Here is an 11,997-nt window from a genome sequence, read left to right on the forward strand (position 1 = left end):
ATTAATCATGCAATGCGCATTAACTAAACTCGCTATACTGTAATAGAGTTGATCAAGATCAAGCGTATAGTTTGTCTGTGGGCCTAAACTGATTACTGTAGATGGGTTAAAAGCTGTTTATTGATCCGTTGCAAACTTGCTCTCTGTGAGGGGATAAAATGAATTTTAAAGACTATTACACTGTATTAGGCATCGATCCTAAAGCGAATGATAAAGCGGTAAAGGTCGCTTATAAAAAACTCGCCGTGCAGTATCATCCCGATGTGAGTAAACATCCAGATGCAGAAGAAAAATTCAAAGAAATTGGTGAAGCCTATGAGGTGTTGCATAACACTAAAAAGCGAGCCGAATATGACGAGTTACGTCATCATCATCTTAATAGAACCCAAAATAGCTATGCCAATCAAGGTGGAGCGAATGGCGCCAGTCAAAATTGGGGACAACAGCAAAGCGATCCTCAAACCGATCAAGAATTTTCAGACTTTTTTAGTTCAATTTTTGGTTCAAGCCACGGTGGTTTTGAACAAGGTGGCCAACATAGGCAACGCCAAACCCAGCCCCCAAAAGGCCAAGATATTGAAATTGAGTTTCCGATGTTTCTCGAAGAAACATTGGTCGATACTCTTAAGCCAGTCGAGTTTACCTTACAACAACGAGAACCTAGCGGTCGTATCGTTGAGCAACCTAAATCGTTAAAAGTTAAAATTCCTGCTGGCGTTGTTAATGGCGAACGTATTCGCTTGAAAGGACAGGGCGGTCCGGGACCGACCAAGGCCGACAATGGCGATCTCTATTTACAAATTCGGTTTGTGCCTCATCCAATGTTTGATGTTGATGGCCGAGATTTGAGCATTGTTGTGCCAATAGCGCCATGGGAAGCAGTGCTGGGTACCAAGCTTAAACTGCCCACGTTAACCGGTCATATTCAGCTCACTATCCCTGCTAATAGTCAGTCAGGACAGCGATTACGTATAAAAGGAAAAGGCTTACTCAGTAAAAAAGTACATGGGGACTTATTTGCTGTACTCAAAATAGTCGTCCCGACATCACCAGACGAAACAAGCACACAATTGTGGACTGAATTAGCAGAGAAAAATAAATTCGACCCACGTGCCAGTTGGAGTAAATAACGATGCTGCAGATTAATATAAGCGAACAAGATTGTTGGTTGAGTAGTGATGAACTGTGCGAGTGCAGTGATATCAGCTCAGCCTTACTACTTGAACTTGTGGAGCACAGTATTGCGATTCCATTGCAGGGCGAGGTGATAGAAACATGGCAATTTAGTGTCGAGAATTTACATCAAGTTAAAAAAGCTACGCGCATTCAACGTGATCTGGCACTCGACTGGGGTGGCATTGGTTTAATTTTACAATTACTCGATGAAAGAGACCGATTAGATCATGAAGTCCATATGCTAAAACAGCAACTAAGTCGGTTTAAAATATAATGACATATCGCTGACTATTGGATGTTAAGGCTCGTTACACTTCTCATTGGCAGTTGCGATTAAGCGGCAGCCTGATTATGTAAGTACCGCGATTTAGGACAGTCATTTAATTAATGCTACCTAACTATCGTTATTTAAGCTGTTTATAAAGGTTTATTAACGTTCTTTGCCGCTAAAAAACCAATACAGCTAAAATACAGTTAAAGCCGAATAATGACTGTTGATTGTGGCCTAATGACATCACTTGTGCTCATTTAAGTACAATGCCTCTGACCATAAATGGGCTGTAGGCAATGCTTCTTCTACCGATTGTGCCGCATATAGGCATCGTTTAATAAAGGAACACAAATTCAGATAATCAAATCGATGACATCAATATAATAATGGATAATTACAGCGTTTGAAGTTGGTTTTTTGCAATGGTATTAATGAACAAGCTCAATGGTAAACAGACACAGATAGACGAGAAAGATACCAACAATAACGAATCTAAACCAGCGCGTAGCGGTGCTAAAAATATCCAATAGCGACATCGGAGTTACAATTAAAAACGCCGTATTATCTAGTGCTTTCTCACGAATAATTGCCGCTGATACAAACATAAACATCGTCATAGTTAGGATCACCGCAAGTAAGCTAGGCACATGGCGAATATCGCTATTATCAGCATCACCAAATATCATTATTTGCGGTTATACAATTTTCACTATCATGTTAAATGTGATCCGATCCCGACTCTATAATCATCCTGTTTTTGTAATCATTCTAAATGGCTATAGGCGAAGGTTGTAATTTGCTGTCATCGCTTACAACCCGCGATGACAGGGGTAACACTCATAAATAACCCATCAAACAGAGGGCGCGTGATGTGACTTGCTTGGCGAGGAGCATCAACGTAATTAATGTGACAAGAGAAACAGAAAAACTCATGTAATACTTCTTAACAAAAGTATAAGCCAACAATAACGTTAGTGAGTCAAAGTGGTTGTGTAGTCGTACGATAAATATTCATAATCTAGCCATGAAAAGATAAGTCATCACTGCATAAAACACTTGATTCATGTGAATTAAAAAACAGCAAATTAATTCAGTTTCTGAAGCCTATAAATTTACTAACTAGCCAATTAACGATAAGCCTAAATGATTAACCACATAGTGCTTAGTTAACGAGGATGATGTAGACAACTAAATCAATAAATTACCCCTAACAAATATAAGGGTAATCTGGGTTTTATTTTTACAATTAAATTCAATGATTTATGTCTGTTTTTGAAAACACTAACATTGACATGATTAGCGTTTAGGGACTACTGTATAAAATATATCGCGAAAGTGTGTGGTAAATATTTAACAGCGCAAAATTTATTCACGTGCTTTTTATGTAGCGTTAGTACAAAAAAGCAGAACGGCGTAAAAGAGCGTCATGGAAAATATTATGGAAAAAATAGTAATAAAAAATCTCTATAAGGTTTTTGGTTCTGAACCTCGCAAGGGGGTAAAATTACTTGAACAAGGGAAAAGTAAAGAAGAAATTTACGAACAGACAGGACTAACTGTTGCAGTTCAAGGTGCAAGCTTTACTGTGAACAAAGGTGAAATTTTTGTCGTGATGGGTCTGTCCGGCTCAGGAAAATCAACTCTAGTAAGAATGCTAAACAGGCTTATTGAACCAACGTCTGGAGAGGTGTTAGTTGATGGTCAAAATATCCTCAAAATGAATAAGGATGAGCTGGTAAAGTTTCGCAGAAGTAAAACCAGTATGGTCTTTCAGTCTTTCGCTCTTATGCCTCACCAAACAGTGTTAGAAAATGCTGCATTTGGACTCGAGCTTGATGGTATGGATAAGAAACAACGTGAAGAGCGAGCTCTAGATGCTTTAAAACAAGTCGGACTCGAAGGCTTGGAGAATGCATATCCCAAAGAGTTAAGTGGTGGTATGCAGCAGCGAGTGGGATTGGCGCGAGGTTTAGCGGTTGATCCTGATATCTTGCTCATGGATGAGGCATTTTCGGCGCTTGATCCTCTTATTAAGACAGAGATGCAAGATGAACTGCTTAAACTGCAAGATCGTCATGAGCGCACCATCATTTTTATCTCCCATGATTTAGACGAAGCACTACGTATTGGTGACCGAATTGCCATTATGCAGGGCGGCCGAGTTATCCAAGTCGGGACGCCAGAAGAGATTTTGCAAAATCCCGCTGACGATTATGTACGCGCTTTTTTCCGCGGTGTTGATCCAACCGGTGTTATCTCCGCAGGGGACATTGCCCGCGATAGCCAGCCAACGGTCGTTTGGCATACTAAAGCAGGTAGCCCACGAGCCACATTAGAAATGTTGAGTATGAAAGATCGCGAATTTGCCTATGTATTAGATTCAGAACACCGGTTTTTAGGTGTTGTCTCTTCAGATTCCCTGCGCGACGCTATTGACCAAGGAAATGGTACCAGCAAACTTGAGCATGCCTTTCTTGCAGAAGCTAAATCTGTTCAGGAAACCGATAGTCTTCAAGACATTTTATCTTTGGTAGCATCTCATTCTTGGCCTATTCCAGTTGTAAACTCAGAAAATAGATATCGCGGAGTTGTTTCTAAAAATCTGTTTCTTCGTACCTTAAACCGTGCAGAGAAGGGGACTTATTTTGAGCAGTCAGCATCTTAGAATACTAGCTTCAGGAGTGTTATATCATGTTCAGTTTTAATGAAAGAGTTATTCCCTTAGATGCATGGATCACAAGCCTTGTTGACTGGTTGGTAGAAGGGTATCGATGGTTTTTCCAGATGATAAAATGGCCCGTAGATTTCATTTTATCGAGTGTGTCAGATGGACTTCTGGCAACTTCACCTCTGCTTGTTATTGCACTGTTTGGCGTCATTGCTTGGCGGGTGTCAGGTTTCAAGCTTGCTGGTTTTACGCTTGCATCGTTGATTCTCATTGGTCTGCTTGGTTTCTGGTCTGAAACCATGATAACCCTCGCCATGGTATTTTCATCTGTTGTGTTCTGCACCGTTGTTGGCGTGCCATTTGGTATATGGGCTGGACGCAGTGATCGTGTTAATAACATTCTACGACCCATTTTGGATGCGATGCAGACAACGCCAGCCTTTGTCTATTTGGTACCTATAGTGATGCTTTTTTCTATTGGCAACACTGCGGGTGTTCTTGCAACCATCATTTTTGCCCTGCCACCGTTGGTTAGATTAACCAGTCTCGGTATCAGGCAGGTACACCCAGAGTTAGTCGAGGCTGCGCTCGCCTTTGGGGCAACAAGCTCGCAGGTTTTACTTAAAGTTCAGATACCACTTGCTCTTCCGACCATCATGGCTGGTCTTAATCAGACCATCATGATGTCGCTCTCCATGGTGGTTATCGCCGCAATGATTGGCGCAGGAGGCCTCGGGGCACCTGTCGTTCTGGGCTTAAATACACTTGATATTGGTTTGGCCACGGTTGGCGGTCTTGCGATTGTTTTATTAGCAATCATTCTAGATAGAATCACCCAATCAATGGCAACCCCAAAAAATAAGGACGTAAAATGATACTTAAAAAAGTAATACTGGGCGCAGCTTTAGCTGCAATCACAATGACAGGGTCTGCAGCTCTTGCTGATACTCTCAAGCCAGGAGAAGGCATAACCGTTAAACCAGCTCGAGCGACATGGGACACCGGTTTTTTTCAGGAAGCGCTTGTACGACGAGGCCTTGAGACTCTTGGGTATGATGTGGAAAAGCCCAAAACGCTGGTCAATCCAATCTTTTACAAAACGGTCACTCTCGGTGATATTGATTATTGGACCAATGGTTGGTTTCCAATGCATAACGATCAACTACCGAAAAATTTTGATAAAAAAGCTGAAAAGATTGGTTATGTCATGAAAGCCGGTGGACTGGGTGGCTATTTAGTGTCTAAAAAAGAGGCCGATAAATATAATATTACCTCCCTTGAAGATTTTAAACGCCCTGAGGTGAAGAAAGCCTTTGATACCAATGGTGATGGCAAGGCCGATCTGACTGCCTGCCCTCCAGGCTGGGGATGTGAAAAAATAATCACCCATCATATGGACGTATATGGTCTCAAAGATGCTATCAATCCAGTTAAAGCGGCATATGCAGCAGGAATGGCATCGGCGATGGCGGGTTATAAAAATGGTGGACCAATCTTCTTCTATACCTGGGCACCAAATTGGACCATTTTTAAACTGAAGCCAGGCAAGGACGTTGTGTGGATCAACGTGCCTGAAATCAATCCGACCAAAGCACAAAGTTCTGCTGTTGAACGAATGACGATAAAGGGACTTGAAGGCGCAGTTTCTGACCCGGTAAAACTTGGTTTTGTTGCTTCTGACATCCAGGTCGTCGCCAACAAAAAATTCACCAAGCAAAATCCAGCAGCTAGGAAATTTTTTGAAGTATTTACCCTGCAGCTTGCCGACGTCAACGAACAGAATACTCGGATGAACGATGGCGAAAAGAGTGAACAGGACATTCAACGCCACGTTGATGCGTGGATTGCCAAAAACCAAGATCAATGGAACGGTTGGCTGACTGAAGCACGTAATGCTGCTAAATAGTCTCAACCTGCAATAGCTTATTGGTAACCCGGAGCACACATACCGTGCTTACGGGTTATTTTTATACAACCCCCCAAGTGTTTAGTAAAACGTATGCCAGCGCTTTCAAAATAGAGGACTAAGCTGATAGTGATTTAGCCCCTAAAGAGGCAATGATGTTTTTCAAAGGAACAAGCCTAAGTTCTTATCATATTTTTCAAAATACATTTCGAATTCAACATATTATTTAAAATATAATTCATAAAAAAAATGAATGTGCTTATTTAAGTCCAAAGGTACAGGTCTATTATTGGTAATTATTTAAAGATAATGACCCAATCTATGGCAACAAAAAATAAGGAACGAAAATGATAATTAAGAAAGTAATAATGGGTGTCGCTTTAGCTGCAATAACCATGACAGGGTCTGCAGCTCTTGCCGATAATCACCAGCCAGGTGAAGGCGTAACCGTTAAACCTGCGCGGGCCACGTGGGACACGGGATTTTTTCAGGAAGCGCTTGTACGACGAGGTCTTGAAACACTGGGGTATGATGTAGAAAAACCTAAAGATCTGTCGAATCCGATCTTTTACAAAACCGTGACTCTCGGTGATGTTGATTATTGGACCAATGGCTGGTTTCCAAATCATGACAGCCAGATGCCGAAAGGATTTTATGACAAAGGTGAGAAAGTTGGTTTTGTGGTTAAGGCTGGGGGTCTGCAGGGCTATTTGGTGTCTAAGAAAGAGGCCGATAAATATAATATTACCTCCCTTGAAGATTTTAAACGCCCTGAAGTGAAAAAAGCCTTTGATACCAATGGCGATGGCAAGGCCGATCTGACCGCTTGCCCTCCAGGTTGGGGATGTGAAAAAGTCATCAGCCACCATATGGATGTATACGATCTCAAAGATGCTATCAATCCTGTGACCGCTTCATATGCAGCAGGAATGGCGTCAGCGATGGCGGGTTATAAAAATGGTGGACCAATATTTTTCTATACCTGGGCACCAAACTGGACCATTTTCAAACTGAAACCAGGCAAGGACGTTGTCTGGATAAACGTGCCTGAAATTAAGCCATCCGAAGCTCAACGTTCTGGTGTTGAACGAATGACGTTGAGTGACATTGAAGGCGCGGTTTCTGACCCAGTAAAACTAGGTTTTGTTGTTTCTGACATCCAAATAGTCGCCAACAAAAAATTCACCAAGCAGAATCCCGCAGCAAGGAAATTTTTTGAGGTATTTACCTTGCCGCTTGGCGATATCAACGAACAAAACACTCGGATGAACGAAGGCGAAAAGAGTACCCAGGATATTCAAGGCCACGTGAATGAGTGGATTGCCAAAAATCAGGATAAATGGAACGGTTGGCTGACTGAAGCACGAAATGCGGCCAAATAATCTCAACTTGCAATAGCTCATTGGTAACCCGGAGCACACATACCATGTTTCCGGGTTTTTTAAAGATAAGACTGGTGTGTATAAAGACAATTTGACATATAACCACTACTTATCAATGAAGAGGTCATTTACTTTTGTGTTTGAAAATAGGGTATGAATAAACATTTATAGCATGCATTATTACGATCTAGCCTTTGGTAAGCCATCTCGGTATTGGTCACCATCACGCGCTGATTTAGCATCGGTTAAACGGCTAATACTTTTAAAATAGCGTTAGGAATATAGTTAAGTAGGTCACTGGCTAACATGCCATATTGGCTTAAGTCCTCTGCAGCAATGTCGCCTGCCAAACCGTGTAAATAGACACCCAAACACGCTGCATTTATTGGGCTAACGCCTTGAGCGCAAAACCCTGAAATCATACCTGTTAACACATCGCCGGTTCCGGCTTTGGCTAGCGCGCTGTTACCTGTTGGGTTGATAAATACTCGCTCGCCATCACTAATCACACTGTGTTTGCCTTTAAGTACCACCACTGTGTTTAATTGCTTAGCGGCAATACTGGCATAGTGCACCCGTTTGGCTTGAATTTCGCTGACATCAACATTGAGTAACCTTGATAACTCCTTTGGGTGTGGTGTGATAATGCTGTTTTTGGGCAAGTTGATAGATGTTTTCGATGGGCCGCTAGGATGAAGTAAGTGACTCATAAAGTTAAGTGCGTCAGCGTCAAAGATGACCGGATTAGGATTAGCTTGTATCTCAGTTAATAGGGCGTAAAAAAATCCATTATTGCCATCAGGAACAGATAAACCCTGTGAATGGCTGTTGCTAAGATGTTTGTTACTGAGTGGAGGGTTAGCGAGAGGACTAATGTTAGTGCTAATGTTAGGGCTAATAATGAGTTGGTCAGTACTGTGGCCAATACTTAATCCACTGCCCATGGAAATGACACTGGCTTGGTTGAGTTTATCGCGAAGTTGTAACACAGCCCTTTTATCAATGGCCTGTACGTCAATAGCTTGTAGGTCACTCGACTGAGTATTCGATGGCTGCATCTTTGTTGATAATAAGTCTGTTGCTTGCTCTGCATCATCATGCCTTTGTGTTACATGAGTGAGTAGTGGCAAGGTAACAACATTTGGCGTTAATGCACTCACACTGTCACATACCGATGGGCTACTGGCTAAGGTGACGTAACCCGCACCAACTCGTAATGCGGATAAACTCGACAAATAAGCCGCTCCCCGATAATGCAATGAACCAGCAATATTCAATACATGGCCAAAAGTCATTTTATGGCTGTTATCCGGCCTTGGAGGCAATATACTTTTGATATATTCAAGGGTTAACGTATTCATTGGCACTCGCGAGTTAATTTTGCATATCGATACAATAAAGTAGCACAAACAGGAAAACCGTAATGGCTACTGCGACAAAAAAATGATGATATTTAGCTCTTACTATTAATTCATTAGTCTTGGAGGTATTGTGAATAGATTAATACCCTTTGGCTTAGACATAATATTAAGGAAAATGAATGACTAGAATAAACTGGGGCATAGTGAGTACTGGCAGAATAGCGGCTTTATTTTGTCAAGATTTAGTCTTTTCGGCTAACAGTCATTTATATGCCGTTGCCGCGCGGCAACAAACGGATGCCGATGCTTTTACAAAGCAATACGGCGCCGAAAAGGCCTATCAAGGCTACCAAGCATTATTTGATGATCCAGACGTTGATATTGTGTATGTCGCCACGCCACATAATTTTCATTTTCAGCAAGCTTATGATGCTTTAATGGCAGGTAAACACGTGTTGTGCGAAAAGCCGATGACAGTGTCGGTTGAAGAATGCAATATTTTGGTTACGTTAGCCAAAGACAAAGGCTTGCTGTTGATGGAAGCATTATGGACTTATTTTTTGCCAGCAATTAAACAAGCAAAAAAATGGTTAGATGAAGGCCGTATTGGTCAGCTTAAACACGTCAAAGTCGATTTTGGCTATCCGATCCCATTTACGCCTGATGGGCGTGAATATAATCCGCAATTAGCGGGTGGATGTTTATTGGATATGGGTATTTACCCATTGGCGATTGCAGATTATTTTATTAAAGCTGACATCGATAATCTGTATGTTCAAGCACATGTATGTGAAACCGGTGTTGAAGATGATGTGATTATTATTGGTAAAAGTGGTGATATCGCTGTGAGTTTAGCTTCGTCGTTTCAGTGCCGATTAAGTAACAACGCTTATCTTATTGGCGATAAAGGTTACATTGTTATTCCTGATGCATTCAGAGCGTCTGAATGCAGTTTGTATCATCTAGATGAGTTGGTCGATAGCTTTATTGATAGCAGAGCATCATTGGGCTATCACTTTGAGGCGGATGAAGCATGTCGACTCATCGAACAAGGCGATCTTGAAAGTAGGGTAGTAACACATCAACATAGCTTATTGTTTCAGTCGCAACTAGCGAGAATAAAGGCACTGATTTAAGATTGATTCAGCCGCTATGCTGGCAATATAGTCAATATAGCGGACGCCAATCATTGAGCGGATTAACTCTTTTTTTCGGTAGCGGGTTTGCTGAAACTTTTATTGTCGCTTAACTGCATGGCGACCAATATTACAGCCATAATACTGGCTAATAGCATGGCGGTAGAAAAGCTCACCGTGGTGCCACCGGGAATAAATTCAACAAACGAAGTGATAAACTGACCGCCAAATACGGCCATCGTAAAATAGGATAAATTTTTGCCTCTAACGTTGGCTGCACTTTTTTCTACCGTCATATGGTTAAGTAACGGAATACTGAAACCAAAACCAATACCCGCAAAGACAGCTCCAATGAGTAATATCGGCATACCGTTTGCGTTTGCAAAACCAACATGCGCGAGGGCATATGCTACAAATGCGACAGCTAACAAATACGTAGCGCTCATGTGTTTGGCAACTTTTGGCATAAAGTACGCAGCAACCACTGCAACCAATGAGATAAACGCTAGTAAATTACCCACTTGAGCTTCGTTATAGCCTTGTTGAACCATGCTCTTTGGGAGCACGACAATAGCGGTAAAAAAGATCGCCATTGCCATAGTGGCAAAAAGATAAACCTGATGAAGTGATAGCCCTTGTTGAGTCTGGTTGTTATCACATTCAGCCTCAACCGTGATGGATGGATGTTTACGCGGCACAAATAACAACAGCATCAGTAAAAATAACCAAGCTATTAAGTATAAACTCAGCGGATAAGCCCAATTAATACTGGCTAATGTACCGCCTAAAAACAGAAACAATACCCCACCTAATTCGATAGCCATACCTTGTTTAGCTATCATGCTGAGCCGCTCATTACCGGTGTACCATTGCGAAATAAGTACGGTACTGCTCGCCATAACTACCGCAGTAATACCGCCTAATAAAATACGATTAGACAATACAAACCAAGGGCCATTCAGCCAATACACCGCAAAGCCCAAGGCCCCATAGAGTATTAAACCGACGATGAGCGCCCGATAAGCACCAAACTTATCAATTGATTTACCCGCTATTGGGGCAAATAATACTGCACCTAATGCCGGAAAAGTCACCAGCCATACCGCATATTCATTGATACCCAATGCATTCGATATGCTTAGTAATCCCGGAGCAACAAGGGCGCCAACCATAATGGTGAGGCTGGCAATACACAGCAGCGAAAAGCTGCCAAGTTTAGATAAACGAGTCATTGTTTTACCTGTGATTTGCTGAAGAACCATGATTAAGAAAAGAGGGCGAAAGAGTGATTGTTCAACCACTCAGTCATTGGTATCAGCATTGAACGTTAAGCCAGCAGCTTTAATGCTTGTATGATGTCTTCTGGCTCTGAACGAGTTCGGTAATCTACGTTGACATAACGCCAGGTGACAACGCCGTCTTGACCGATAACGAATGTCGCGGGGATCGGTAACACACTGCCATTGCCATTATTGATGGCTTCAAGGTCGAGCTTGCGATCAAGGCGCATATGTTCAGCGAGAAATTCAGGCACTTGCCATGCAACCCCATATTGTGATGCAACTTTTGCATCTTGATCTGACAATACCAAGAACTCTAGGTCGTGCATTTCATCTTTTGTCATAGAGCCATCCGGCACTTGCGGACTGATGGCAACCAATTGAGCTCCAAGGGTATGAATATCGGCTAACCGTGCTTGTAAAGCACGCAGCTGTAAGTTGCAGTACGGGCACCAACTGCCACGATAAAATGTCACTACAACAGGGCCTTGGTGCAGTAAATCTACCAGGGATATTAATTTCCCATCCGAATGAGGTAACGAAAAGTTGGGCGCTTTTTGGCCAAGATTAATTGCACTATCACCTTGTTGAAATGCTTTTGCTTGTTCAATAATATCGTCAACGACTTTCATGAAATCAGGGTTCTTTTGTCGTCCCTCATTCATTTTAGCGTCGGTTTGCTGTTGTAAACTTTTCATATATTCCCTCGATAGCAACTAATTTAGCTAGCCTTTGGCAGACGACTCTGTGATTGGGACTTTGTAAATATAACTAGGCTAAAGAGTAAAGTGTTAGCGTCTATAATAAAAATGTTATT

11 protein-coding genes are annotated in these 11,997 nt (G+C 42.0%); 7 read left to right on the forward strand and 4 right to left on the reverse strand.

The window, feature by feature from the left end:
- Positions 1 to 158 precede the first annotated feature (158 nt).
- The gene (locus AAEY97_RS14035; protein WP_101088457.1) at positions 159 to 1,130 is read left to right on the forward strand and encodes a DnaJ C-terminal domain-containing protein; all 972 of its coding nucleotides are present in this window, start codon (positions 159 to 161) and stop codon (positions 1,128 to 1,130) included.
- Between the two features lie 2 nt (positions 1,131 to 1,132).
- Complete coding sequence (locus tag AAEY97_RS14040; protein WP_101088456.1) at positions 1,133 to 1,450, forward strand: chaperone modulator CbpM; 318 nt, start codon at positions 1,133 to 1,135, stop codon at positions 1,448 to 1,450.
- A 425-nt stretch (positions 1,451 to 1,875) separates the two neighbouring features.
- On the opposite strand, the gene AAEY97_RS14045 is transcribed toward AAEY97_RS14040, so the two are convergent.
- Positions 1,876 to 2,133, reverse strand: a complete 258-nt coding sequence (locus tag AAEY97_RS14045; protein WP_162022986.1) for a hypothetical protein — start codon at positions 2,131 to 2,133, stop codon at positions 1,876 to 1,878.
- A 752-nt stretch (positions 2,134 to 2,885) separates the two neighbouring features.
- Between AAEY97_RS14045 and proV the strand changes: the two genes are divergently transcribed.
- The 4 genes from proV (at position 2,886) to proX (AAEY97_RS14065) (ending at position 7,403) form a co-directional block, all read left to right on the forward strand.
- Complete coding sequence (gene proV / locus AAEY97_RS14050; protein WP_192114803.1) at positions 2,886 to 4,112, forward strand: glycine betaine/L-proline ABC transporter ATP-binding protein ProV; 1,227 nt, start codon at positions 2,886 to 2,888, stop codon at positions 4,110 to 4,112.
- A 26-nt stretch (positions 4,113 to 4,138) separates the two neighbouring features.
- Positions 4,139 to 4,990, forward strand: coding sequence for an ABC transporter permease (locus AAEY97_RS14055; protein ID WP_101088453.1), 852 nt, complete (start codon positions 4,139 to 4,141; stop codon positions 4,988 to 4,990).
- A complete protein-coding gene (proX, locus tag AAEY97_RS14060; RefSeq protein WP_162022988.1) occupies positions 4,987 to 6,021 on the forward strand; it encodes a glycine betaine/L-proline ABC transporter substrate-binding protein ProX in 1,035 nt (344 codons plus the stop codon). The genes AAEY97_RS14055 and proX (AAEY97_RS14060) overlap by 4 nt, the downstream gene beginning before the upstream one ends.
- A gap of 347 nt (positions 6,022 to 6,368) precedes the next feature.
- Positions 6,369 to 7,403: a glycine betaine/L-proline ABC transporter substrate-binding protein ProX gene (proX, locus tag AAEY97_RS14065; RefSeq protein WP_350999485.1), complete on the forward strand. Its 1,035-nt coding sequence runs from the start codon at positions 6,369 to 6,371 to the stop codon at positions 7,401 to 7,403.
- 245 nt (positions 7,404 to 7,648) lie between these two features.
- On the opposite strand, the gene AAEY97_RS14070 is transcribed toward proX (AAEY97_RS14065), so the two are convergent.
- On the reverse strand, positions 7,649 to 8,764 hold the full coding sequence (locus tag AAEY97_RS14070) for an NAD(P)H-hydrate dehydratase (protein ID WP_335692136.1): 1,116 nt from the start codon (positions 8,762 to 8,764) through the stop codon (positions 7,649 to 7,651).
- 179 nt (positions 8,765 to 8,943) lie between these two features.
- Between AAEY97_RS14070 and AAEY97_RS14075 the strand changes: the two genes are divergently transcribed.
- The gene (locus AAEY97_RS14075) at positions 8,944 to 9,900 is read left to right on the forward strand and encodes a Gfo/Idh/MocA family protein (RefSeq protein ID WP_350999487.1); all 957 of its coding nucleotides are present in this window, start codon (positions 8,944 to 8,946) and stop codon (positions 9,898 to 9,900) included.
- Between the two features lie 62 nt (positions 9,901 to 9,962).
- Here the strand turns inward: AAEY97_RS14075 and AAEY97_RS14080 are convergent, their stop codons facing one another.
- Both AAEY97_RS14080 and AAEY97_RS14085 read right to left on the reverse strand, forming a co-directional pair.
- The gene (locus AAEY97_RS14080; protein WP_350999489.1) at positions 9,963 to 11,132 is read right to left on the reverse strand and encodes an MFS transporter; all 1,170 of its coding nucleotides are present in this window, start codon (positions 11,130 to 11,132) and stop codon (positions 9,963 to 9,965) included.
- 95 nt (positions 11,133 to 11,227) lie between these two features.
- Positions 11,228 to 11,878: a peroxiredoxin-like family protein gene (locus tag AAEY97_RS14085; protein ID WP_350999492.1), complete on the reverse strand. Its 651-nt coding sequence runs from the start codon at positions 11,876 to 11,878 to the stop codon at positions 11,228 to 11,230.
- Between the last annotated feature and the right edge of the window lie 119 nt (positions 11,879 to 11,997).

Origin of the sequence: Shewanella sp. TB7-MNA-CIBAN-0143 (assembly GCF_040310065.1) — a bacterium.
Taxonomy (GTDB): Bacteria; Pseudomonadota; Gammaproteobacteria; order Enterobacterales; family Shewanellaceae; genus Shewanella.